Here is a 23,569-nt window from a genome sequence, read left to right as displayed (position 1 = left end):
GAGGGGGGTCCTGCATGGGCAGAGTCAACACCGCGCTGCAGGAACTGCGCGGGGCGCAGAAGTCGGCGAAGGGGGTGTCGCTGTATTCGCGGTTCGTCAACCGGCCCGCCGGGCGGTACCTGGCCGCCGGTTCGTACGCGCTCGGGCTCACCCCGAATCAGGTGACGCTGGTCAGCGCCGCCTTCAGCTTCGCCGCCGTGGCCGCGGTCGCCCTGTGCGCGCCCTCGTGGGCGCTGGGGACCGCGGTGTGGGCGGCGCTCGCCGTCGGGTTCGCCTTCGACTCCGCGGACGGGCAGCTGGCCCGGCTGCGCGGCGGCGGCAGCGCGGCCGGCGAGTGGCTGGACCACGTCGTGGACGCGGCCAAGCTCACGGCGCTGCACGCATGCGTGCTGATCGCCTTCTACCGCTTCCCCGGGGAGTACGGGACGACGGCCGACGGCTGGCTGCTGGTGCCGCTGGGCTTCCAGTTCGCCGCGGTCGTCACCTTCTTCGGCGGGCTGCTGACGGAGAAGCTCAAGCCGAAGCCGGCCCCGGGCAGCCCCGCCGCCGCTCCGTCGACCCTGCGCGCGGTGGCCCTGCTGCCCGTGGACTACGGGGTGTTCTGCGTGGTGTTCCTGCTGCTCGGCGGCGGGAGGCTGTTCGCCTGGGCGTACGCCGGGCTGGGCGTGGTCGCCGTGCTGTTCCTGCTGGCGTTCCTCGCGAAGTGGTTCCGGGAGCTCAGCGCCGTTCCCCGGTGACCTGACCGGGGAGGGCGGAGGGTTCCGCGAGCGCGTCCAGCGCCCGGCGCAGCTGGGTGCTGGAAGTGTGCACGGTGTAGGGGAAGTAGACGACGTCGACGCCGTGGGCGGCGAAGTCCTTCTCCAGCCGGTCGCCCTTGGGCGTGCCGCGCCAGTCGTCGCCCTTGAAGATGACGTCGAAGCGGACCTGCTTCCAGGTCTCCACCTTGTCCGGGACGGTCTCCACGAAGGCGGCGTCCACGTACTTCACGCTGCGGACGATCTCCAGCCGCTCGACGAGCGGGATCATCGGGCGGCGCCCCTTGGCGCGTTCGGCCATCTCGTCGGAGACCACTCCGGCGACGAGGTAGTCGCACCGGCTGCGCGCGTGGCGAAGGATGTTCAGATGTCCGATGTGGAACAGATCGTAGGCTCCCGGCGCGTAGCCGACTCGGTACGGTCTACGCGCCGGCGCGCCAAAGTCGGACATCTCGTGCTCCGTCATCTGTTATCCCCAGCGACCGCACCCCCCGGTGCAGCTGATGAGCAGACAATAGCGTGCACGTTCCGCAGCACGCGGGTGAACGAATAGGGTGACGTGCGCATCATCCAGGGGAAGAGGGGACGCTCGGTGTCCAGATCCGGTCAGCGGCGCATGCTGCTGGTTTCCACCAATTACGCTCCGGAGCACGCGGGGATCGGCCCGTATGCCACCCAGATCGCGGAGCACTGGGCGGATCTCGGCCACGAGACGCACGTGCTGGCGGGCATGCCGCACTACCCGGCGTGGTCCGTCGAGCCGGAGTACAAGGGGGCGCTCCAGCGCACGGAACAGCGCGCGGGCGTCACGGTCCACCGGCGGGCGCACACCGTACCGCCGCGCCAGACCGCCGTGAAGCGGGCCCTTTTTGAAGGATCGATTCTGCTGCACGGCGCCGTGGCCCCGCCCCGGATGCCCAAGCCGGACGCGGTGCTCGCCCAGATGCCCAGCCTGGCCGGCGGGGTGCTCGCCGCCCGGCTCGCGGCCCGCTGGAAGGTCCCGTACGTCCCGGTCGTCCAGGACCTGATGGGCGCCGCCGCAGCGCAGAGCGGGATCAGGGGCGGGGACAAGGCCGCCGCGATCGCCGGCCGCGCCGAGGCGTACGCCCTCAAGCGCGCCACCCTCGTCGGCGTCATCCACGAGACCTTCGTCGACCGGGTCGTCGGCATGGGCGTGGACCCGGGCCGGATCCGCCTCGTCCCCAACTGGTCGCACGTGGCGGTGCCCACGAAGCCGCGCGGGGAGACGCGTCGCCACCTCGGCTGGGGCCCCGGCGAGACCGTCGTCCTGCACTCCGGGAACATGGGCCTCAAGCAGGGACTGGAAGTCCTCGTGGGCGCCGCCAGGCTGGATCCCCATGTCCGCTTCGTCCTCATGGGCGACGGCAGTCAGCGCGCCGCGCTCGCCGATCTGTCGGCCGATGTACCGAATCTGGACATCATCCCCCCTGCCGCGGACGGTGAGTTCCCCGATATCCTCGCCGCGGCGGACGTACTCGCGGTCACGCAGCACGCTGCCGTGCTGGACATGAGCGTGCCGTCGAAACTCACCTCCTACTTCCAGACCGGCCGCCCCGTCGTCGCCTCCGTGGCGGCGGAGGGCGGCACCGCCCAGGAGGTGGAACGCTCGGGCGCTGGGGTGCTCGTACCGCCGGAGGACCCCGAGGCCCTGCTGAAGGCCGTACGGGCCCTGGCCGAGGACCCCGAAGGCGCGGACGCACTGGGAGCGGCCGGACCCCGCCACGTGGCGGCCCATCTGAGCCGTGAAGCGGGCCTGGCCCGCATCGACGCACTGATAGACGAAGCACTTGGGGGACCCCGGCCGTGATCGAGACGAACCGCCCTGCAGCGGCACCGGCCGACGACGAACCGGACCTCCTCAGAGACCAGTTCCGGCAGCTCCTGCGCTACCGCAGGCTCATCGGCGCGGGCATCGGCATCGGCCTGCTGGGCGGCGTCTACCTCGGCATCTCCACGGCCGACACCTACGTCGCGACCGCCGACGTCGTGCTGCGCGCGCCCACCGACGACCCGTTCAACCCGAGCCTCGCCCCCGACAAGGCGATCAACATCGGCTCCGAGCGCCAGGTCGCGCTCAGCTCCTCCATAGCCAACGAGGCGGCGAAGAAGCTCGGCGTGTCCGCGTCCGGCTTCGCCGCCCTGCGCAGCGGTCTGCAGGTCACCAACCCGCCGCAGACCATGGTGCTGCGCTTCACGTACACGGCGTCCTCCCCCAAGGAGGCCGCCAAGCGCGCCAACGCGATGACCGAGGCGTACCTGCTCAAGCGGCAGGAGTCCCTCGACGCCACCCGCGACAAGATGGTCAAGGGCTACAAGGAGCAGCGCGACCCGATCGCCAAGCAGCTCGACGAGCTCTCCAAGGAGATCGCCCGGATGCCCGCCGGTGCCGGGCGCGACGCGGCCAGCTCCGCCAAGACCGACCTGCAGAGCGAGGTCGGCGGCTACAACACCAAGATCACCAAGCTCGAAGCCCTCGACATGACCCCGGGCCGCGTCACCAGCGCCGCGACCGCGCCCCCCGGAGCCGACGGCCCCGGCATCCTCATGTCCCTCGCGCTCGGCGCCGCCGTCGGCCTCGCCCTCGGCCTGCTGGCCGCCTGGGTCCGGCTCGTCTTCGACCCGGCGCCGCGCTCCGAGGGCGACGTGGCACGGGCCCTTCGCGCGCCCGTACTCGGCTACCTGCCCCGGGACCGGACGGGCGGCGGGCCGCTGCTCGCCGCCGGCGAGGCCGACCCCCGCCTCGCCGAGGAGTACCGCTCGGTGGCCTTCCGGCTCGCCTACGACTCCCGCTTCGCCGACCGGCGCCGGCTGCTCGTCGTCGCCCCGCGCGGCAGCAGCGAGACCGCCGCCGCGGTGGCCGTGAACCTCGCCGCCTCCTTCGCGGAGACCGGCAAGGACGTGCTGCTCATCGAGGCCGACCTGCGCACCCCCGTACTGGCCAGCCAGCTGCCGACGGACGCCGGCGGCCGGCCGCGCTGGAGCCAGACCCCGGGCGGCCAGAAGGGCGGCGGACGGCACTCCGACTCCGAGTGGCCCGACGGACGCCAGCTCGTCGTGGACGCCGGCGAGTCCGGCTCCTTCGACCTGATCCCCGGCGAGCGGGCGCGCAACGTGCCGCGCGCGCTGACCTCCCCCCGCGCCACCCGGCTGATCTCCGAGGCCGACTCCCCCAACGCGACCGTCATCGTGCTCGCGCCGCCCGTGCTCTCCTACGCCGACGCCCTCGCCCTCGTCGACCGCGTCGACGGCGTCCTGGTCGTCTGCAACCCGCGCGGCGTCCACCGCACCGACCTGTCCCGCATCCGCGAGCTGATCAGCGGCGCCGGCGGCACGGTGCTCGGCGCGGTGCTGCACGCCCCGCTGCCCGGCGAGAAGCGCGGCCGCGGCAAGGACAAGACCCCGGCCCCCGCACCTGCCGCCGGCTCCCCGGCGGGCGGCCCGCAGCCGCCGCAGCCGATCCCGTACGAGGTGGCCGAACCCGAGCAGCACATCCCCGGTGACGGCACCGACACCGTGGCGCTGCGCACCGTGCGCATGGGCCGCAGATGAGCCGACGCGGCCTCGCCGCCGTCGCGTCGGTCCTGGACCAGGCCGCCTCCAGTGCCACGAACATCCTGGTGCTGGTGCTGGCCGCCCGGCTGTCCTCGGCAGCCGGGTTCGCCGACTTCTCGATGGTGTACGTGACCTTCAGCGTGCTCCTCGGACTGAACATGGCCTACGTCGGCCAGAGCCTCGTCCTGGAGAAGGGCCAGGGGGTCCCCCCGGACGAAGTCTGGGGGAGGCTCGGCGCGATGTGCCGCTCCGCCATCGGCTTCACCGGGGCCGCGTCGGCCGCCGTGGGAGCGCTGCTCGTGGTGGTGGGCCTCGCGCTCCCCGCGACGCCCGGCCGGGCCTTCCTCGCGCTGGGCCTCGTCCTGCCGTTGGTTCTCCTCCAAGACGGACTGCGCTACTGCTTCTCCGCGCTGCGCGCCCCCGAGCGGGCGCTGGCCGCGGACGCGCTGCGGCTGGTGTGCGTGGTCGCGGCGCTGACCGTGCAGCCCGAAGGGGCTTCGGCGGGGCGGCTGGTGCTGGTGTGGGGCCTCTCCGCGGTGCCCGCGCTGGGGCTGGGGCTGTGGCTGCTGCGGCCGTACGTCCGCGGCGCCCGGGGCGGTCTCGCGGGACTACGGCCGTATCTGCGCCGGGGTCATCTCGGGCAGCGGTTCGTGGTCGAGTTCGCGGTGGGCAACGGCTCCAGCCAGCTCGCCGTACTGGGCCTCGGCGTCTTCGCGACCCCGCTGGCCGTCGGCGCGCTGCGGGGTGCGACCACCCTCTTCGGGCCGCTGAACGTGCTGTTCAACTCCGCGAACTCCTTCGGTCCGCCGGTCCTCGGGCGGCTCGGCGGCAAGCGGGCCACCGTGCGGGCGACCGCGCTGCTCGGCCTGGTACTGGCCGCGCTCGGCGCGGGCTGGGGGGCCGTGCTGTACGCGCTGCCGGAGCGGGTGGGCCGTCGGCTGCTCGGCGACACCTGGTCGGCGACGGCCGCGCTGCTGCCGGCGACGGGGGCGCAGTACGCGGTGATGGGGCTCGGCACCTGTGCGCTGCTGACCCTGCGGGTGCTGGCGCCGAAGGCGACGCTCTCCTTGCAGGTGGTCTTCTCGGTGCTGTCCGTGGGGCTGCTGCTCGGCGGGTACGCGGTGGGGGGTGTGGCGGGCGCCGCGGTGGGCCTGGCGGCCGGCTCCGCACTCAAGGCCGCGGCCGCCTGGTGGCGCGTCACCCGCCTGCGAGTACCTGCTGCGCAGGACCGCGAACCCGAGCCGGCCCCCGCCGCCTGACCCGCTGCCCGCCGTTTCCCGGGCTCTGCCCGGACCCGCGCCTCGAACGCCGGCGGGGCTGAGATAGGGCCCCGCCGGCGTTCGAGGCGCGGGGGTTCGGGGGCAGCGCCCCCGCAGCGGCTACGCACCTGGGCGCGGGCGCGGCTAGCGCAACGTCGTGCCGCGGTCCGTGCGGTACGTGGCGACCAGCGCGAGGCAGAGGGCGGCGATCGCCACCCGCCCCGACGCCTGGAGCAGGGGGCCGCGCAGCAGGATGAAGGAGTAGCCCGCGACCAGCGGGACGACCACCGAGATCAGGCTGCCCGGCGGCGACCTCCGCGTGGCCCGTTTCGCGTAGCGCCGGTCGACGCGGGCGGAGGCGTACCCCATGCCCAGCAGCCCCGCGCCCATGCCCAGCGGACCGAAGTCGAGCCACAGCTCCGCCCAGATCGGGGAGGAGAGGTTGGTGTTGACCGTGCCCATCCACTGGCCGACCATCACACCCGTGTCCCGCGGCTTGCCCGGCCACACCGAACGCGGCACCGCGAACAGGATCGACCCGGCCAGCTGGCGCCCGTAGAAGTGCCCGGGGCCCGACTCCGAGAAGGTGATGGTGTTCGCGAACATGCCGATCTGGTCGTAGTCCTTGAGCGCCATCGGCTCCAGGAAGGACGTGGTCTCGACCGGACGGTAGTTCTTCTCGTCGTACCGGAAGCGGTCTGCGAAGGGGAAGATCAGCAGCGCGACGACCACCGCCATCGACAGCGCCACCCGGTACATCGCCGCGCTCACCGGGAAGACGGTGAAGAGCAGCGCGAACATGACCGTCAGGAACCAGTACCGCGGGTTCGAGATCGGGTTGTTGACGATCAGGTTGAGGCCGGCGAGCGCCGCCCACGTGACGATGATCGACACCTTGCGGCGGGCGAACTTCGAGGTGATCAGCCAGCGGGTGTAGAGGAGCAGCGCGAGCAGGGCCGGTACGGTGCCGAAGCCGCGCAGCAGGGCCTGCCCGGCCTGGCCGTCGCCGTTGGAGACGCCCGCCTCCTCGATGCCCGCGATGATCTCCTGGCGGCTGGAGAAGAAGACCGCCGGGCCCCCCAGCTTCATGATGAAGGCGGCGCTGCACAGGAACGAGAGGACCGTCAGGAGCTGGAGCCGGCGCCGGTGCGCCATGACGGGCTTGGACTCCTTCTGGGAGCCGCCCGCGCGCCCGGCCGGCCGGTGACGGGCCAGCAGTACGCCGACGTCGAAGGCCGTGCAGCCGAGCAGCACGAGCCCGATGGCGATCGTCAGGTCGGAGCGCGGGCCGACGACCGGCGTCGGGACCTGGCCGAGGACGGCCTGCGCGAGCGGGGCCACGCCCATGGCCATGTAGACGAAGAGCCAGAAGGAGCCCTGGAGCAGCTTGCGTCGGCTGGTGAGCACCATCGCGGAGAGCCGGGCGCCCGCGTACATGGTGAGCAGGAGCTGGAGCCAGAAGGCCGCGTCACGGGCGCCCGAGCCCGTCTGGACGGCGACGAACAACGGCAGGAAGACCGTGAATCCGAGCGCGAGCGGTACGGACAGCGCGCGCGAGAGCAGGGTGCGCGGGAGGGTGGCCCGGCCCCACAGGCTCTCGTCCTCGAAGGGGGACGGGACGGGCTGCTTCGCGGGCGTCGCGGGGGGCTTGCGTATGTCCGTCGTCACTGCCGCCCCCACCCGATGTGCCTGGTCCGCGCGCAGTCTAGTCTGAGCGGGCCACGCCCGGGGAGGCGGCGGCGTGGGGGTCTCCCCGGACGGATTCCGGGGGAGCAGATGGGGGCGACAGTTGCGGGATCTTCCTTCCTTCACGCTGGCCGGATACGACAAGGGCCGCGGGCTGCTGACGCAGGCGCTCTGGTTCGCCGTGATGAACACGCTGTTCATGAGCTGGTTCTGTCCGGCGCGGCTGCGGGTGGCGCTGCTGCGGGCCTTCGGGGCGAAGATCGGCGAGGGCGTGCTGATACGCCACCGGGTGCGCGTGCTGTGGCCGTGGAAGCTCACCGTCGGGGACCACACCTGGATCGGTGAGGGCGCCTGGCTGCTGAACCTGGAGCCGCTGACGATCGGTTCGCACGTGTGCCTCTCTCAGGAGGCCGTGCTGTGCACCGGCTCGCACGACCACCGGGCCGCCGACTTCCGCTACCGCAACGCGCCCATCACCGTCGAGGACGGCGCCTGGGTGGCCGTACGGGCGACCGTGCTGGCCGGGGTCACGGTGGGCCGCTGCGCGGTCGCCGGCGCGGGCTCGGTCGTGCACAAGGACCTGCCGGAGCTGACGCTGCAGACCCAGGACGGGCGGCGCCGCCCGGTGGAGGAGCCCAAGTGAGCACCCCGGTGCGCGTGCTGCACGCCGTCACCCTGCACTCCCCCTCGCACGCCTTCGGCGGGCCGGTGCGGGTCGCGCTGAACCTGGCGAAGGGGCTGCGCGCCCGGGGCCACGAGGCGCGGCTGCTCGCGCTGGGCGAGGGCTTCGACGCGTGGCCCACCTCCGTGGAGGGCGTGCCGGCGAAGCTGTTCCCCGCCCGCCGTCTGCTCCCCCTCGGTTTCAGCGGGATGACCTCACCGGCGCTGCTGGCGTCGGCCGGCCGGCTGGTGCGCGACGCCGATCTCGTCCACGTCCACCTGGCCCGGGACCTGGTGACCCTGCCGGTGGCGCTGGCGGCGCTGCGGGCGGGCAAGCCGCTGGTGCTGCAGACCCACGGGATGGTGGACCCCAGCGAGAAGCTGCTGGCCAAGGTGCTGGACGCGGTGGCGGTACGCCGGCTGCTGCGCGGCGCGGACGCGCTGCTGTACCTGACCCCGCACGAGCGCGAGGGACTGGACGCGGTGGTGGGCACACCGCTGCCGAACGCGGTCCGCCTGGTCAACGGGACCCCGGCGCAGGAGGAGCGGCCGCCGCCCGCCGGCCCGCCGCGGATCCTCTACTCGGCGCGCCTGCAGGCCCGCAAGCGGCCGGTGGACTTCGTGGACGCGGCCCCGGCGGTCCTGGCGGTGCGTCCGGACGCGCACTTCGTGGTCGCGGGTCCGGACGAGGGCGAGCTGGGGGCCGTACGGGCCCGGATCGGGGAGCTGGGTCTGACGGACCGGTTCACGGTGCCGGGGGCGCTGTCCGGCGCGGAGGTCCTGACGGAGCTGCGACGGGCGCACGTGTACGTCCTGCCCTCGGTGGACGAGCCGTTCCCGATGTCGGTGCTGGAGGCGCTCTCGGTGGGCGTCCCTTCGGTGGTCACGCACTCCAACGGCCTGGCCCGTGACGTCGCGCGGGCCGGTGCGGGGCACGCGGTGGATCCGGGTCCGGCGGGCGTCGCCGCGGCCGTCCTGGCCCTGCTGGACCCGGTGGCCAACCGGGAAGCCTCGCTGTCGGCCCGCAAGCTGGCCGCGGATTCCTTCTCCATGGACGCGGTCCTGGACACCCTGCTCCCGGTGTACGAGGGCGCGCTGCGCGGGTGAGGCCCCACCGCGGGTGAAGCCCCGCCGCGGCGTCAGATGACGTCCCGGCGGTGTTCCTCCACGACCGGTATCGCGCCCGCGGCCCGGCGCCGCTTGTAGATGCTGGTGTACACGGCGAGGCCGATCCCGCCGACCGCCATCATGATCAGGCCGACCAGGTCGAGGTTGACGCTCTCCATCTCCCAGTCGCTGGCGAAGGTGAGGATGGCGCCCACCACGATCAAACCGATGCATCCACCGATGCCCATGAGTCCGCCTTCCGCCGTTGTGGCTGTGACCGCGCGGATACCCGGGTCCGGGGCACGAAAACGCCCCCGGGGGCCGGGAGTCCGGTCCTCGGGGGCGTTGTCGTACGCCGGTGGCGCGCCGCGGTGCTACGCGGGGATCCAGGCGTAGCAGCCCGAGGAGTTGAACTCCGTCGTGCCCGCCGGGATCGTCGCCGTGATCTTGTCGCCCGCCTTGAGCGGGGCCTCGGGGCCCGAGGCGAGGACGGAGCCGTCCTTGCCCTTGGCCTCCCAGGTGCAGTTCGTGGCCTGGGTCAGCGCCCGGTAACCGCCCGCCGCGGGCGACTGCTTCGGGCCTTCGGCGAAGCCCTTCTCCGCCGCGGCGAGGATCGGCTTCTGGTCCGGGCACAGGTACGTGATCGCGTCCTTGGCGCCGGGGATCTCCCCGGTGATGACGGCCCCGGTCGCCGCGTCCTTGTCGTGCTTCGCGGTGCGCGCCACCCGCTGACAGGCCTCCTGGCCGGTCTGCAGGACGGCCGCCGGGTCCATCTTCTCCGGGACCCGCCCGCTCAGGTACTTCTTCTCCTGCGCCGTGAAGCTGCCCGTCTTCGGGGTGAGCTTCGCGTCGGGCAGGACCGGGCCCGTCGGCTTCGCGTCGGCCGCGGGCTCCGCCGTGGCCGGGGTGGCCGGGGTGTCCGCGGGATCGGGGGCCGCCGACGAGGCCGGGGGCTTCACCTTCGCCTCGGAGTCGTCACCGCCGGAACTGCAGGCGGTCAGGGTCAGGGCGGCGGTCAGCAGGACAGCGGCCGCCGCGGAGCGTCGGTACATCGGATGGCTCCCGTACTACTTACAGGGGGTGGGACGGGCGAGCGGGGCCCGGCTGCGTAGAGCCGGGCCCCGCACACCGTCAGGCGGTTGCCCGGGTGGTCGCTACTTCGCGCCGAAGGTCAGAACCAGCTGCGGAGTACCCTCCGCCGCCGTGGACTCCGAGGACCAGATCCACAGCGGGTCGGTGCCCGTGCTCGTCAGGCCCAGGCTGTAGCCGCCGCCCAGCACCGCGGAGACCGCGGCGGTGTCCAGCTCGACGCTGTGGACCGCCGAGCCGTCCGGCACGCCCGCGATGGTGCCGAGCGGGGTGGTGCCGAGGGTGGGCTTGGTGTTGAAGGTGGTGCCCGCGCCGCTCCAGGTGCCGGTGACCGGGACCACGGAGACGGTGTCGGCGGTGCCGGCGCCCGCCTGCGTGGAGGTCTTGATCTGCAGCGAGGCGGACTTCAGGACCTGGCCGGCCGGGGCGGCCGGCAGGTTGAAGCGCAGGTACGTCTCGTACGCCGAGGTGCCGCGCACCGCGAGCGAGGTGGACGTGCCGTAGGCCGTGCTCGGGGCGCCCTGGTTGATGTAGGTGTCCTCGGTCGCCTTGACCGCGGAGACCGAGTCGGTGGGTGCCTTGGCCAGGTCGAAGTGGTTCTTGACCTGGGCCTGGGTGAGCGCCGTCGGGTAGACGGCCGTCTCGTCCAGCTGACCGGCGAAGAAGTTGCTCGTCGGGCGGGTCGGCCAACCGGAGAGGTTGTCGCCGCCGGCGTGCCAGTAGCCCGCGTAGGTGCTGTTGCTGGTGGCGTTCAGCGAGCCCTTGTTCTGGCCGTCGACGTACAGCGTGATGCCGCCGGGGCCCTGGGTGCCGACCACGTGGTGCCACTTGTTGTCGTTGTACGTCTCGAACAGACCCGTGGAGACGGTCCGGGCCGAGCCGTTGTAGACGCCGAAGACGAGGCGACCGGTGTTGGTCATGTAGATGTGGCGGTCGTTCGAGCCGCTGCTGCGCGTGGTGTTGTTGCCGAAGCCGATCAGCTTGCCACCGCGCGTGGTGTTCGTCTTGAACCAGGTCTCGACGGTGAAGGTGTTGCCGACCGACTGACGGCGGTCGCTGTGCACCAGCTGGCTCGTGCCGTTGAAGCCCATCGCCGTGCTGGCGCCGGAGACCGCGCCGGGCGTCTGGCGCAGGGCCGGGGCGTTGAACTGGACACCGCTGGTGTTGCCACCGTTGGAGGAGTCGGCCACGTACGGGCTGACGGAGTCGTCGTAGCGCCAGTACAGGTTGGCACCGTCCTGGCGGACCTGGTTCGGGTACGTCTGGACCGAGGTCGGGATCGTCACCGAGGCGACGGCCGACAGGGCGCTGGTGTTGCCCGCGTCGTCGGTCGCGGTCACGCGGTAGGTGTACGTCTGGCCGGCCTTGACCGTGGTGTCGTTCCAGGAGGCCTGCGGGCGCTCCCACTCCAGCGAGCTGGCGGTGACCGTCGCGGCCGGGGTGGCCGAACCGTTGCGGTAGATGCGGTACGTCAGCTTGCTGTCGTCCGCGTCGTAGCTGGTGCGCCAGCGGACCTGGGCCTCGCCGGGCTTGACGCTCGCGGCGCTGGCCACCGGGGTGGTCGGGGCGCCGACGTCACCGGTGGAGGCGAAGCGGGTCAGCCCCTGCTGCGCCTTGCCGTTGATGAGGGTGAACTCACCGCCGACCCACAGGTACTTGACGTCGTTCTTGTCGGCCACGGCCATGACGCGCGGGCCGATGCCCTCGCCGAGGCCGTCGTTGGCGGTGGGGTGCCAGCCGAGCTTGCCGGGGCCGCGCACGAAACCGTCCACGGGCGCGGGGGCGGCGCCGTCGTGGTTGGTCGGCTGGGCCAGCAGGAAGTTCCGCTTGCCGTCGGGGAACTCCAGCTCGGTGGAGCAGTCGTGCGCGTGCGAGGAGCTGTAGAGCACTCCCTGGTACGGCAGGACGAACTGGGTGGCGCCGAGGCAGCGGTCGCGCCACTTCTCGGTGAAGTCGCTCAGGCGCAGGCCGATGCGGCCGTCGAAGACGCCGCCGCCGGAGCCCTCGTGGCCCGTGTAGAAGCCGGTGTCGTCGGTGGAGATGTCCTTGACGACCGAGTTCGACGGGATGTTGGTGTAGGTCTTGGTGACCGCGCCGGTGGTGGCGTTGACCACGGCCAGGGCGTGGCTGTTGGAGCCGTTGACCGTGAAGAAGTCGCCGCCCAGCAGCACGTTCTTGCCGTCGGGGGTGACCTCGACGGCGCGGCCCGGCTCGTCGACGTTGGCGACGAAGGGCTTGAGCGCACCGGTGCCGGCGTCCACGGCGGCGAACCGTTCGCGGGTCTGCCCGTCGACGGCGTTGAAGTCACCGGCGGCGTACAGGGTGTCGTCGGTGACGGCGAGCCCGCGCACGGTGGCGGGGAAGCCGGGGTGGAACGATGCCTTGGGGGTGCAGCTCTCGATGTCGATCGCCGCGAGGCTGGAGACCGGGGTGCCGTTGACGGCGCCGAAGTAGCCGCCCGCGTAAAGGGTCTTCTTGTCCTTGGAGACGACCAGGGTGCGCACGGTCGCCGTGCCGTCGCCGATGGTGAAGGCGAGCTTGCAGGAGGTGGGCTTGCCCGTCGCGGCGTCGAGCGCGACGAAGTTCACGGCCTCCTGCTCGGCGCCCGCGGCGCCCTCGGGCGGACGGACCGCCGAGAAGGTACCGCCGGCGAAGACGGTGCCGTTCGCCTGGGCCATCGCAAAGACGATGCCGTCCGGCTGCCAGGTGGGCAGCTCGTCGGCGGTGAATGCCACCGGCGGCGTGATGGCGGACGCCTGAGGCATCAACACCAGGCCTATGCCGGTGCCGGCACCGGCCAGTGACAGGACGAGGGCAGCAGTCAGCCCTCTGGATCTACGCATGAGCCCCCCAGGGCAATTGCCCGGTTTGATGGCTGGAACTATCCGAACAGCCATATGTACGGGCGCAGACTAGGGCTCACGCGAGGGCCTGGTCACCCCTCTTGACCCATTGCATACCAACTTGGAATCAACGGCTCAGCAGCGAGGGTGCACAACGGACATATGACAGGTTTGAACCGGCCATACCCGCAGGGAAGTGCGCGAATGACCGGGACACGGCAAATCGTAGGGGAAATATAAGGCCTCAGCGGTCGATGCGGACCGTCACGCCCGCGAGTTGGTCCTCGACCTGCCGAATGTCGGCGTCCACCATGATCTGCGCCAGCTCCGCCACCAGGACCGACGGCTTCCAGCCAAGCAGGTCATGGGCCTTCGAGGCGTCGCCGATGAGTGCGTCGACCTCGCTGGGGCGCTCGTACTTGGGGTCGTAGCGCACGTGCTCGGTCCAGTCGAGACCGGCGTGCGAGAAGGAGGACTCGACGAACTCGCGGACGGTGGCGGCCACACCGGTGGCGACGACGTAGTCGGTGGGCTCGTCCTGCTGGAGCATCCGCCACATGGCGTCCACGTACTCGGGGGCGTAGCCCCAGTCGCGCACCGCGTCGAGGTTGCCGAGGTAAAGGTGGTCCTGGAGACCGGACTTGATGCGGGCGACCGCACGGGTGATCTTGCGGGTCACGAAGGTCTCGCCGCGGCGCGGGGACTCGTGGTTGAAGAGGATCCCGTTGACGGCGAACATGTCGTACGCCTCGCGGTAGTTCACCGTGGTCCAGTACGCGAAGACCTTCGCGGCGCCGTACGGGCTGCGCGGGTGGAACGGGGTGCCCTCGTTCTGCGGGGGCGGGGTGGCCCCGAACATCTCCGAGGACGAGGCCTGGTAGATGCGGGTGTCGACGCCGCTGGCCCGGATGGCCTCCAGCAGCCGCAGCGCGCCGAGGCCGGTCACGTCGCCAGTGTAGAGCGGGGCGTCGAAGGAGACGCGGACGTGGGACTGCGCGCCGAGGTTGTAGACCTCGTCGGGGCGTATCTCGCGGAGCAGGTTCACCAGCGCGACGCCGTCGGAGAGGTCGGCGTGGTGCAGGACGAAGGACCGGTTGGCCGTCTGCGGGTCCTGGTAGATGTGGTCGACCCGCTCCGTGTTGAAGCTGGAGGACCGCCGCACGAGCCCGTGCACCGTGTAGCCCTTGGAGAGCAAGAGCTCGGCGAGGTACGAGCCGTCCTGCCCGGTGACGCCGGTGATCAGTGCGGTCTTGCCCATGCGGTCCCCCTGGGGATGGTTTCGGTCAGTTGTGACGAGCGGGGCGCCCCACCCGTTCGAGGTCCCGGGGGACTGGATGCGTACCGTACACGCCCGGTCCAACCGCCTTTGCGGCGGATTCCTCCCGGGGACCGGACCACTGCGCCCCCCGCGGGAGCGGACTGGCATCATCGGCGGTATGACAAGTTCGCTGCCGCTCCTGCCCCCGAACGCCCGCGTCTTCGTCGCGGGCCACCGCGGCCTCGTGGGGTCCGCGGTCGCCCGGCGGCTGACCGCCGACGGCCACGAGGTGCTCACCCGGGGCCGGGCCGACCTTGACCTGCGCGACGCCGCCGCCACGGGTGCGTACCTGAAGGACGTCCGCCCGGACGCCGTCGTGCTGGCCGCCGCCAAGGTCGGCGGGATCATGGCCAACAGCACCTACCCGGTGCAGTTCCTGGAGGAGAACCTCCAGATCCAGCTCAGCGTGATCGCCGGCGCGCACGCCGCCGGCGTGGGCCGGCTGCTGTTCCTCGGCTCGTCCTGCATCTACCCGAAGCTGGCCCCGCAGCCCATCCGCGAGGACGCCCTGCTGACCGGCCCGCTGGAGCCGACCAACGAGGCCTACGCCCTCGCGAAGATCGCCGGCATCGTCCAGGTCCAGTCGTACCGCAAGCAGTACGGGGCCTCGTACATCTCGGCCATGCCCACGAACCTCTACGGCCCGGGCGACAACTTCGACCTGGAGACCTCGCACGTCCTGCCCGCCCTCATCCGGCGGTTCCACGAGGCCGCGGCCGAGGGCCGCGAGGAGGTCACCCTGTGGGGTTCGGGCACCCCGCGGCGGGAGTTCCTGCACGTGGACGACCTCGCCGCCGCCTGCGCCGTGCTGCTCGCCGGCTACGACGGCGACGAGCCGGTCAACATCGGCTGCGGCGAGGACCTGACCATCAGGGAACTGGCGGAGACGGTCGCCGAGGTGACCGGCTTCCGTGGCCGGCTCGCCTGGGACACGTCCAAGCCGGACGGGACCCCGCGCAAGCTGCTGGACGTCGACCGCCTGACCTCGCTCGGCTGGAAGCCCGCCGTCCCGCTGCGGGACGGGATCGCCGCCACGTACAAGTGGTGGCGCGAGCAGGGCTGATCGCACAGGCGGCCCCGGTCTCCGGTGCCTCAGTACGCTCCGCGTCCGTCGACGACGGCGCGGAGCGTACGGCCCATGACGTCGACATCGCTGGTGAAGGACCAGTTGTCGACGTACTGCAGGTCAAGCTGGATCGTTTCGTCCCAGGACAGGTCGGACCGCCCGCTGATCTGCCACAACCCCGTCATCCCGGGCCGCACGGTGAGCCGGCGCAGTTCGACCTCGTCGTACCGGGCCACCTCCTCCGGCAGCGGCGGGCGCGGGCCGACCAGTGACATGTCGACCGTCAGTACGTTCACCAGCTGCGGCAGTTCGTCCAGCGACGTGCGGCGCAGCAACCGGCCCACGCGGGTCACCCGGGGGTCGCGGCGCATCTTGAACATCAGGCCGTCGTTCTCGTTCGCCCCGGACAGCTCGGCCTTGCGGGCGTCGGCGTCCGTCACCATCGTGCGGAACTTCCACATGACGAAGGGGACTCCGTCGCGGCCGATGCGCTGCTGGCGGTAGAAGGCCGGACCGCGCGAGTCGAGGCGGATGGCCAGCACGATCCCGAGGAAGACCGGCGCGAGCAGCAGCAGTCCGACCGCGGCCCCCACCCGGTCCAGGACCGACTTGAGCAGGGTCTGCATCCCGCGGCTGACCGGCGGCGCGATCCGCAGCACGGCGAGCCCGCCCGCGGACAGGGTCTCCAGCCGCTTGACGGAGACCTCCACCAGCCCGGGGAAGACCGCCAGTTCCAGCCCGGCGTCGTGCAGGGCCCAGGCGACGCGGCGCAGCCGCTCCCCCGTGATCCGCACACCGGGGGCCACCAGGACCAGGTCGGCGTGGTGGCTGGCGACGGCGCCGAGCACGGCCGCGGAGTCGCCGGCCGACGCCTCGGGCATCGCCTCGTCGAGCCGGGCCGCCACGGGCACCCCGCTGGAGAGCGCACCGGAGCCGACCGGGACCACGCCGACGACCACGTACGGGTGGTCGGTGCGGGCGGAGAGGTGCGCGATGACGTCCTCGGCGGCGTCGGGCTCACCGACGACCAGGACCCGGCTCACGACCTGGGCCTCGCGGCGGGCCGCCGAAAGGTGTCGGTAGGTCAGTTTGTGGCAGGCGACGGTGATGAGGAGGGCCGGCAGCAGGGCGCCGAGAGCGGACAGGCGGGGGGTGGCCTCTTCGGTCACCACGCGGGCCACGGCCAGCACACCGATGAGAATCAGCCAGTCGTGGACGACGGGCAGCACTCCGCGCGATTCCCCGAGCGCGCGGGCCGTGTACCGCCGGCGCAGCGCCTGCACCCCGGTCCACGCCACGGCGGCGGCCAGGGCGCAGTAGAGGGGCCGGACCTGCTGTGCGGCGTCGAAGACGAGCCCTACGGGAAGGGCGGCGCCGAAGAAGTCGGCGGCGACGGCTGCCGGGCGGTACCAGCGGGCCTTGTCCCCGTGACGCCGGGCGGACCCTACGAACTCAGGGGCCGCCCCGGCCACTCTTTGCGCAGGAAAATGGACATGCCTCATGGGCCCCCCTGGCACGTGGTCTATGGCAGTGGCGGGTGTCCGAGGCCTCCCCTGGCAACGGACATCTGCCGCACCGGCAAACAGTACGACAAACACCCGTACGGTAAATGCCGTTTGGGTCAACGCAGCCTCTTGTTGCGCAAGTGTTAGCAACCGGTATCAGCCGTTCCGGAAGCCGGACACGCCGCGAAGCACACGAAGGTGAATGGTCCGGATACCGGATACGTATCTTCGGACAACGAACCGTTTCCGGCCAACCTTTTGACGTAGCCCTGACATCTAGACCGCCAAGTGGCAATCTTCGACCGTTCATCGCACCAGCCCTGTTCTGCCCGGAGGCCCACCCAGCCATCCGGAACCCCCCTTGCAGAAGGAGTCTGCGTTGAGGTCCACCCCCCAGAGGCGTGCCACCGCGGCCGGCGCGCTCGTTGCCGCGGCAGCCCTGCTCGCCGTAGGCATACAGACCGGCACCGCCACCGCCGACGCCACCGCGTCCCAGGCACCCAAGGCTGCCCAGCCCAATCCGGGCGCGGCCAACCGCGTACTCAGCGCTTCGGAGCGTGCGACGCTCCTCGCCGAGGCCAACTCGACCACCGCGCAGGCTGCCAAGGCCCTCGGCCTCGGCAGTGGTGAGAAGCTCATCGTCCGCGATGTCGTCCAGGATGCGGACGGCACCACGCACACGACGTACGAGCGCACCTACGACGGTCTCCCCGTGCTCGGCGGTGACCTCACCGTCCACGCCAAGGGCGGTGTCACCAAGAGCGTGACCAAGGCGACCAACCACGAGATCAAGGTCGACACCAGCGCCTCGGTCACCCCCGCGGCCGCCGAGAGCCAGGCCCTCTCCGCCGCCAAGTCCCAGGGTGGCAAGGAGGCGAAGGCCTCCAAGAACGCCCGCAAGGTGGTCTGGGCGGCCGAGGGCGCTCCGGTGCTCGCGTTCGAGACCGTCGTCGGCGGCCTCCAGCACGACGGCACCCCGAGCGAGCTGCACGTGGTCACCGACGCCAAGACCGGCGCGAAGATCACCGAGTGGCAGGCCATCGAGACCGGCACCGGCAACACCATGTACAGCGGCCAGGTGACCCTCGGGACCGCGCAGTCGGGCAGCAACTACACGCTGACCGACACCGGCCGCGGCAACCACAAGACGTACAACCTGAACCGCGGCTCCTCCGGCACCGGCACGCTCTTCTCCGGCCCGGACGACATCTGGGGCAACAGCACGGCCGCCAACCTGGAGACCGCCGCCGCGGACGCCCACTACGGCGCGGCCGTCACGTGGGACTACTACAAGAACGTGCACGGCCGCAACGGCCTGCGCAACGACGGCGTCGCGCCCTACAGCCGGGTCCACTACGGCAACGCGTACGTGAACGCCTTCTGGGACGACTCCTGCTTCTGCATGACGTACGGCGACGGCGAGGGCAACAACAAGCCGCTCACCTCCACCGACGTGGCCGCGCACGAGATGACCCACGGCCTGACCTCGGTCACCGGCAACATGACCTACAGCGGTGAGCCCGGCGGTCTGAACGAGGCCACCTCCGACATCATGGCGGCGGCGGTCGAGTTCTACGCCAACAACCCGCAGGACGTCGGCGACTACCTGGTCGGCGAGAAGATCGACATCAACGGCGACGGCAGCCCGCTGCGCTACATGGACAAGCCGAGCAAGGACGGCGCGTCCAAGGACTCCTGGTACTCCGGCCTCGGCGGCATCGACGTCCACTACTCGTCGGGCCCGGCCAACCACTGGTACTACCTGGCCTCCGAGGGCTCCGGCGCCAAGGTCATCAACGGCGTGAGCTACAACTCGCCGACCGCCGACGGCCTGCCCGTCACCGGGATCGGCCGCGACGCCGCGTCGAAGATCTGGTTCCGCGCGCTGACCACCGGTCTGTTCAAGTCGAACACCAACTACGCGGCGGCCCGTACGGCCACCCTGCAGGCGGCGGCCGACCTGTACGGCGCGGGCTCGGCGACGTACAACAACGTGGCCCACGCCTGGGCGGCCATCGCCGTCGGATCGCGCCCCGCACCCAGCGGCGTCTCGGTCACGGCGATCCCGAACCAGACCACCCAGATCAACACCGCTGTCAGCCTGCAGGTCCAGGCCACCAGCACCAACCCGGGTGCGCTGAGCTACGCGGCGACCGGCCTGCCGGCCGGCCTGTCGATCAACTCCTCCACCGGTCTGATCTCGGGCACGGCCACCACCGCGGGCACGTCCAACGTGACCGTCACGGTGACCGACTCGCAGAGCAAGACCGGGACGACGTCCTTCACCTGGACGGTCGGCACCAGTCAGCAGAACGTCTTCGAGAACACGAACGACTACCAGATCGCGGACAACGCCACGGTCGAGTCCCCGCTCGCGGTGACCCGCACGGGCAATGCCCCGAGCACGCTGAAGGTGGACGTGAACATCGTCCACACCTACGTCGGTGACCTGGTGGTCGACCTGGTCGCCCCCGACGGCAGCGTGTACAACCTGCGCAACCGCACCGGCGGCAGCGCGGACAACATCGTCCAGTCCTTCACCGTGAACGCCTCCTCCGAGGTCGCCAACGGCACCTGGAAGCTCCGCGTCAAGGACGCTGCCAGCCTGGACACCGGCTACATCAACAGCTGGAAGCTCACCTTCTGACCCCGTCGGGGCAGCGTGAGCACGAGCTGAACAGATAGACACGGGGCCGCCCGGGAGAAGACCTCCCCGGGCGGCCCTGTCCCATGGGCCCCCGCGCCGGGAGCTGTTGCCTCTGGTACGCGGCCCCCGGGGTCTGCTCTACCGGTGCGCGGCCGAGCCGGTGGCGAGCTACGTCCGCAAGGGCGGGGACGCGGCCGACACGAAGGGCCGGCAGTGCCTGTGCAACGGCCTGCTCGCCACCGTCGGACTGGCGCAGCGGCGGCCCGGCGGCGCGGTGGAACCCCCGCTGGTGACGATCAGCCAGGACCTGTCCTTCCTGGCGGGCCTCTCTCCGGACGCGGCGCCCTACACGGCGGCGGACGTGGTGGAGTGGCCGGCGGCGGGCGCCGCGCACGTGGCGGGGCCGCCTGACGCGGAAGCGGCCCGGCCGCCACGTGGGCGCCGGACCGCTCCCGGGTCAGCGGGGAGCAGGTCAGCCGAAGGTGCGGAAGACCTTGTCGAGGAGGGCTTCCTCCTCCTCTTCCTCGTCGTCGCGGGCCTGGTCACCGCGGCCCTGGTCGTCGCGGGCCTGGTCACCGCGACCCTGGTCCTCGCGACCCTGGTCCTCGCGGGCCTCGTCCTCACGGGCCTGGTCGTCCCGGCCCTGGTCGCCACGGCCCTGGTCGTCGCGGGCTTCGTCCTCACGGCCCTGGTCGCCACGCCCCTGGTCCTCGCGGGCCTCGTCCTCACGGCCCTGGTCGCCGCGGCCCTGGTCACCGCCGTTGTTCCAGTCGCCGCGGCCTTGGTCACCGCCGTTGTTCCAGTCGCCGCGGCCCTCGTCGTCCTCGTTCACCGGCGTGAAGTAGACCGAGACGACCCTCACCCGGTTCACCTGCCGGTCCGGCCTCAGCGTCGCCACCTCCTCGCCGGAGCAGCTGCGGTTGTCGAAGAGGTGCGCCCGCGACCGCGTGTTGTTCCGTACCGCGACCGCCGGCCTGTCCTGGGAGGTGTGCGTGAGCACGTAGCAGGTGTGGTTGTCCGCAGGCCTGATCTGGCCGTTCTCCTCGACGTCGTCATCGTTGATGAACCGGTAGTTCAATGTGCCGAGCGCACGGTCGCCGTGGTCGTCGGCCAGCGACGGGCCGGCGGTGGGCAGGACGAGCGCGAGAGCGCCGACGAGCACGGCGGCGGTGGTGCGAAGACGCATGGGGGGAAATCCGTTCCTCGGGTTCGCGGATGCCGGGTCCGGTGGCATCCGCGGGCAGCGTAGGAGCGGAGCAGGACGCTGAAACGATTCGGCATGCCCAGTACGTTCGAAGGTTCACCCGTGAGGTCCCAGCCGTACGGCTTCCTTCCGCACGGCCTCGGCTCCGTACGGGCTCAGTTCCGTACGGCCTGCGCCCCCGCCGGGCCGTGGGCCCGGGTCGACGTGCGGGGCCGCGGGAGCGGAGCGGCGGCCGCCGGCGCCCCGCCGCGGAGCAGGAGGAAGACCGCCAGCGCGCCGGCCAGCCCCATCGCGGCCGAGACCAGGAACGTCTCGCGCAGACCGCTCGCGAAGGCGGCCTCCACCAGGCCGGTCAGCGCCTCGCGGGCCGCGCCCGCCGGGGCCTCGGCGAGCACCTGCCCGGCGGCACCGGAGGCCAGCGGCTCCGCCAGCCCCCGGCCGCCGTCACCGAGCCCGGAGCGCAGCCCCGCGTGGAAGACCGCGCCGAGGACGGCGATGCCGAGGGCGGTGCCCAGCTGGCGCGCGGTGTTCAGGGCGCCGCCCGCCATGCCCGCCCGGGCCGGGGCCACGGCCCCCATCGCCGTGGCGGCCAGCGCCGGGGTCGCGGCGCCCACCCCCACGCCGGTCACGAGCAGTCCGGGCACCAGGGCGGTCCAGCCGTCCCCGGCGTCGAGCATCCAGGCCTGGAGCAGCGCGCCGACGCCGATCAGCAGCAGCCCGCCGCCGATGGTCAGCCGGGGCGGGACCCCGTGCAGCAGCCGTCCGGCCACCGCGGCGACGACGAAGCCGGCCGCGCTGAGCGGCAGCAGCACCAGGCCCGCGCCGACCGGGCTCATCCCCTCGGCGGACTGCAGCCACAGGGAGACGTACATGAGGTACGAGAAGGCGGCCCCGGACAGCAGCAGTCCGGCGGCCATGACGGCGACGAAGGTGCGGCTGCGGAAGAGCGAGAGGTCCAGCATCGGGCGGGTGCTGCGCAGTTCGACGAGGACGAAGGCGGCGAAGGCGGCCAAGCCCAGGCCGAGCAGGCCGAGGGTGGTGGGCGAGCCCCAGCCGTTCTCGCCCACGCGGATCACGGCGTACGTGAGGGCCGCGGCGCCCGCGGTGAAGGTGGCCATGCCGGGCAGGTCGAGGCGCCCGGCGTGCGGGTCGCGTGACTCGGCCACCGCCTTGAGGGTGACGTACACGGCCAGCGCGCTGACGGGCAGGTTGATGAAGAAGATCCAGCGCCAGCCGAAGTTCTCGGTGAGCAGCCCGCCGATGATCGGGCCGGCCGCGGCGGCGGCGCCGTTGACCGCGCCCCAGACGCCGAAGGCGACCCCGCGGTCGCGGCCCTGGTACGACGCGCTGAGCAGGGCCATGGTGGTGGCGAACATGGCGGCTCCGCCGATGCCCTGGACGGCGCGGAAGGCGATCAGTTCGGCCGGGCCGGTGGCCAGCCCGCAGGCGAGCGAGGCGACGGCGAAGAGTCCGAGCCCGATGAGGTAGACGCGGCGGCGGCCGATCCGGTCGGCGAGCGAGCCCGCTCCGAGCAGCAGGGCGGCCAGCGCGAGGGCGTAGACGTCCATCACCCACTGGAGGCCGGCGAATCCGGTGTGCATGTCGGCGGACATGTCGGGCAGGGCGACGGTCACGATCGTGACGTCGACCAGGAGCATGAAAGCCCCGAGGCAGACGGCCGTCAGGGGCAGCCATTTGCGCATGGGAGTTCTCCTCGGGTTGCGGAGCGGCGGGGTCGCGGGCGGATCCGCGGTGACCCCAAGGTCCCATCGCCCGCCGCCAGTCCCCCATCCACCGGCCTGCTTCTGCCGGATTTCCGTCATGGGAGCCCCTGCAATGATGGAAACCATGAACGACACGCAGCTGGACGCACTCGACCAGTCCCTGGTGCACGCCCTCGTGATCGACGGCCGGGCCTCCTTCAGCCGGCTCGCCGAGGTGCTGGAGGTCTCCGACCAGACCGTCGTACGCCGCTACCGTCGGCTGCGGACCACCGGTCTGGTGCGGGTGGTCGGGCTGCCGCAGGGCAGCCGCGTCGGCCTGTTCGAGTCCTGGCTGCGGGTGCAGTGCGCCCCCGACGCGGCGCTCCCGGTGGCCGAGGCTCTCGCCCGCCGCCCGGACATCGCGTGGGTGACCCTGAACTCGGGCGGCACGGAGGTCCACTGCATGACCCGGGCCCGCACCCGCCGGGACCGGGACGCCCTGTTGCTGGAGAAGTTGCCGCGCACCCGCCGGGTGACCGGCATCAGCGCCCACACCATCCTGCGGAAGTTCTTCGGCGGGCCCGACTCGTGGGCGGGTGTGGACGTGCTGCGCCCGGATCAGATCGCGGCCCTGCAACGGCCCGCGGCCCCGCCCGGGCCGGACCGGTACGCCTTGGACGAGACGGAGTTCGCGCTGCTCGCGGTGCTGGGCCGGGACGGCCGCGCCGGGTATCCGGAACTGGCCCGCGCCACCGGGCTGTCGGAGTCGACCGCCCGCCGCAAGGTGGAACGGCTGCGCGATCTCGGGGCCCTCTTCTTCGACGTGGAGTTCGTCCCCTCGCTCTTCGGCTACGAGGCCGAGGCGACGATGGTGCTGACCGTCCCGCCGGCCCGGCTGGCGGAGGTGGGGGCCGCGCTGGCGAGCCACCGCGAGGTGCCGTTCGCGGCGGCCGTGACCGGGGCGGCCTCCCTGATGGCGGTGGTCGTGTGCCGGGACACCGACGCGCTCTACACGTACCTGACCGAGCGGATCGGCGCGGTGGACGGCGTGGGGCAGGTGGAGGTGATCCCGGCCCTGCGCAGCGTCAAACGGGCCGGGATGCTCGTGGAGGGCGAGCGGCTGGTGGATCCGCCGCCCGCCCCCTGAACCGGTT

Annotated in this window: 18 protein-coding genes; 9 read left to right on the top strand and 9 right to left on the bottom strand. The window is 72.1% G+C overall.

The features are described 5' to 3' along the window. Nucleotides 1–14 precede the first annotated feature (14 nt). Entirely contained in the window at nucleotides 15–737 is a 723-nt protein-coding gene (locus IF88_RS0106765; protein ID WP_030708268.1) for a CDP-alcohol phosphatidyltransferase family protein, read from the top strand. Here IF88_RS0106765 and IF88_RS0106760 read toward each other — a convergent pair. Next, entirely contained in the window at nucleotides 718–1,221 is a 504-nt protein-coding gene (locus tag IF88_RS0106760) for an adenylyltransferase/cytidyltransferase family protein (protein ID WP_051836543.1), read from the bottom strand. The two genes, IF88_RS0106765 and IF88_RS0106760, sit on opposite strands and share 20 nt — an antisense overlap. Before the next feature lie 150 nt (nucleotides 1,222–1,371). Here IF88_RS0106760 and IF88_RS0106755 point away from each other — a divergent pair, with 150 nt between their 5' ends. The 3 genes from IF88_RS0106755 to IF88_RS0106745 are packed head-to-tail and all read left to right on the top strand — an operon-like array spanning nucleotide 1,372 to nucleotide 5,587. Further along, on the top strand, nucleotides 1,372–2,583 hold the full coding sequence (locus tag IF88_RS0106755) for a glycosyltransferase (protein WP_051836541.1): 1,212 nt from the start codon (nucleotides 1,372–1,374) through the stop codon (nucleotides 2,581–2,583). Continuing rightward, complete coding sequence (locus tag IF88_RS0106750; RefSeq protein ID WP_030708263.1) at nucleotides 2,580–4,325, top strand: LPS biosynthesis protein; 1,746 nt, start codon at nucleotides 2,580–2,582, stop codon at nucleotides 4,323–4,325. Before IF88_RS0106755 ends, IF88_RS0106750 begins: the two co-directional genes overlap by 4 nt. After that, nucleotides 4,322–5,587 carry a hypothetical protein gene (locus tag IF88_RS0106745; protein ID WP_030708261.1) on the top strand — a complete coding sequence of 422 codons (1,266 nt, stop codon included), beginning with the start codon at nucleotides 4,322–4,324 and terminating at the stop codon, nucleotides 5,585–5,587. Before IF88_RS0106750 ends, IF88_RS0106745 begins: the two co-directional genes overlap by 4 nt. A 144-nt stretch (nucleotides 5,588–5,731) precedes the next feature. On the opposite strand, the gene IF88_RS0106740 is transcribed toward IF88_RS0106745, so the two are convergent. Continuing rightward, nucleotides 5,732–7,255, bottom strand: a complete 1,524-nt coding sequence (locus IF88_RS0106740; RefSeq protein WP_078892746.1) for a hypothetical protein — start codon at nucleotides 7,253–7,255, stop codon at nucleotides 5,732–5,734. 121 nt (nucleotides 7,256–7,376) lie between these two features. Here IF88_RS0106740 and IF88_RS0106735 point away from each other — a divergent pair, with 121 nt between their 5' ends. Continuing rightward, entirely contained in the window at nucleotides 7,377–7,916 is a 540-nt protein-coding gene (locus IF88_RS0106735; protein ID WP_030708259.1) for a WcaF family extracellular polysaccharide biosynthesis acetyltransferase, read from the top strand. 8 nt (nucleotides 7,917–7,924) lie between these two features. Further along, the gene (locus IF88_RS0106730; RefSeq protein ID WP_030708258.1) at nucleotides 7,925–9,040 is read left to right on the top strand and encodes a glycosyltransferase; all 1,116 of its coding nucleotides are present in this window, start codon (nucleotides 7,925–7,927) and stop codon (nucleotides 9,038–9,040) included. A 32-nt stretch (nucleotides 9,041–9,072) separates the two neighbouring features. Here the strand turns inward: IF88_RS0106730 and IF88_RS0106725 are convergent, their stop codons facing one another. From IF88_RS0106725 to gmd, 4 genes are all read right to left on the bottom strand, one after another. Beyond that, nucleotides 9,073–9,288, bottom strand: a complete 216-nt coding sequence (locus tag IF88_RS0106725) for a DUF6458 family protein (protein ID WP_030026053.1) — start codon at nucleotides 9,286–9,288, stop codon at nucleotides 9,073–9,075. 126 nt (nucleotides 9,289–9,414) lie between these two features. Continuing rightward, complete coding sequence (locus IF88_RS0106720) at nucleotides 9,415–10,092, bottom strand: hypothetical protein (RefSeq protein WP_030708256.1); 678 nt, start codon at nucleotides 10,090–10,092, stop codon at nucleotides 9,415–9,417. 102 nt (nucleotides 10,093–10,194) lie between these two features. After that, complete coding sequence (locus IF88_RS0106715; protein WP_030708254.1) at nucleotides 10,195–12,972, bottom strand: DUF7594 domain-containing protein; 2,778 nt, start codon at nucleotides 12,970–12,972, stop codon at nucleotides 10,195–10,197. 244 nt (nucleotides 12,973–13,216) lie between these two features. Beyond that, nucleotides 13,217–14,230 (bottom strand): GDP-mannose 4,6-dehydratase, encoded by a 1,014-nt coding sequence (gene gmd / locus IF88_RS0106710; protein WP_030708252.1) that lies wholly within the window; start codon nucleotides 14,228–14,230, stop codon nucleotides 13,217–13,219. 178 nt (nucleotides 14,231–14,408) lie between these two features. Between gmd and IF88_RS0106705 the strand changes: the two genes are divergently transcribed. Next, nucleotides 14,409–15,353: a GDP-L-fucose synthase family protein gene (locus tag IF88_RS0106705; protein WP_030708250.1), complete on the top strand. Its 945-nt coding sequence runs from the start codon at nucleotides 14,409–14,411 to the stop codon at nucleotides 15,351–15,353. A gap of 29 nt (nucleotides 15,354–15,382) precedes the next feature. Here the strand turns inward: IF88_RS0106705 and IF88_RS0106700 are convergent, their stop codons facing one another. Further along, nucleotides 15,383–16,858: a sugar transferase gene (locus tag IF88_RS0106700; protein ID WP_030708248.1), complete on the bottom strand. Its 1,476-nt coding sequence runs from the start codon at nucleotides 16,856–16,858 to the stop codon at nucleotides 15,383–15,385. A gap of 382 nt (nucleotides 16,859–17,240) precedes the next feature. On the opposite strand from IF88_RS0106700, the gene IF88_RS0106695 reads away from it, so the two are divergent. Then, entirely contained in the window at nucleotides 17,241–19,508 is a 2,268-nt protein-coding gene (locus tag IF88_RS0106695; RefSeq protein WP_030708246.1) for a M4 family metallopeptidase, read from the top strand. Between the two features lie 472 nt (nucleotides 19,509–19,980). Here the strand turns inward: IF88_RS0106695 and IF88_RS0106690 are convergent, their stop codons facing one another. Together IF88_RS0106690 and IF88_RS0106685 are read right to left on the bottom strand one after the other, a co-directional pair. Continuing rightward, complete coding sequence (locus tag IF88_RS0106690; protein ID WP_030708244.1) at nucleotides 19,981–20,694, bottom strand: hypothetical protein; 714 nt, start codon at nucleotides 20,692–20,694, stop codon at nucleotides 19,981–19,983. A 173-nt stretch (nucleotides 20,695–20,867) separates the two neighbouring features. Beyond that, a complete protein-coding gene (locus tag IF88_RS0106685; protein ID WP_051836540.1) occupies nucleotides 20,868–22,415 on the bottom strand; it encodes an MFS transporter in 1,548 nt (515 codons plus the stop codon). Nucleotides 22,416–22,560: 145 nt separating this feature from the next. Here IF88_RS0106685 and IF88_RS0106680 point away from each other — a divergent pair, with 145 nt between their 5' ends. Next, nucleotides 22,561–23,562: an Lrp/AsnC family transcriptional regulator gene (locus tag IF88_RS0106680; RefSeq protein ID WP_037805539.1), complete on the top strand. Its 1,002-nt coding sequence runs from the start codon at nucleotides 22,561–22,563 to the stop codon at nucleotides 23,560–23,562. The last annotated feature ends 7 nt before the right edge of the window (nucleotides 23,563–23,569 follow it).

Origin of the sequence: Streptomyces sp. NRRL F-2580 (assembly GCF_000720115.1) — a bacterium.
Classification (GTDB): Bacteria; Actinomycetota; Actinomycetes; order Streptomycetales; family Streptomycetaceae; genus Streptomyces.
This window is presented reverse-complemented; position numbering and strand designations above follow the sequence as displayed.

Bases quoted from the DNA above. Each gene is read 5' to 3' on its own strand.
- IF88_RS0106680 (WP_037805539.1), top strand. From the start codon at position 22,561: ATGAACGACACGCAGCTGGACGCACTCGACCAGTCCCTGGTGCACGCC.
- IF88_RS0106755 (WP_051836541.1), top strand. From the start codon at position 1,372: ATGCTGCTGGTTTCCACCAATTACGCTCCGGAGCACGCGGGGATCGGC.
- IF88_RS0106700 (WP_030708248.1), bottom strand. From the start codon at position 16,858: ATGAGGCATGTCCATTTTCCTGCGCAAAGAGTGGCCGGGGCGGCCCCT.
- IF88_RS0106685 (WP_051836540.1), bottom strand. From the start codon at position 22,415: ATGCGCAAATGGCTGCCCCTGACGGCCGTCTGCCTCGGGGCTTTCATG.
- IF88_RS0106745 (WP_030708261.1), top strand. From the start codon at position 4,322: ATGAGCCGACGCGGCCTCGCCGCCGTCGCGTCGGTCCTGGACCAGGCC.
- IF88_RS0106690 (WP_030708244.1), bottom strand. From the start codon at position 20,694: ATGCGTCTTCGCACCACCGCCGCCGTGCTCGTCGGCGCTCTCGCGCTC.
- gmd (WP_030708252.1), bottom strand. From the start codon at position 14,230: ATGGGCAAGACCGCACTGATCACCGGCGTCACCGGGCAGGACGGCTCG.
- IF88_RS0106705 (WP_030708250.1), top strand. From the start codon at position 14,409: ATGACAAGTTCGCTGCCGCTCCTGCCCCCGAACGCCCGCGTCTTCGTC.
- IF88_RS0106715 (WP_030708254.1), bottom strand. From the start codon at position 12,972: ATGCGTAGATCCAGAGGGCTGACTGCTGCCCTCGTCCTGTCACTGGCC.
- IF88_RS0106720 (WP_030708256.1), bottom strand. From the start codon at position 10,092: ATGTACCGACGCTCCGCGGCGGCCGCTGTCCTGCTGACCGCCGCCCTG.
- IF88_RS0106765 (WP_030708268.1), top strand. From the start codon at position 15: ATGGGCAGAGTCAACACCGCGCTGCAGGAACTGCGCGGGGCGCAGAAG.
- IF88_RS0106760 (WP_051836543.1), bottom strand. From the start codon at position 1,221: ATGACGGAGCACGAGATGTCCGACTTTGGCGCGCCGGCGCGTAGACCG.
- IF88_RS0106725 (WP_030026053.1), bottom strand. From the start codon at position 9,288: ATGGGCATCGGTGGATGCATCGGTTTGATCGTGGTGGGCGCCATCCTC.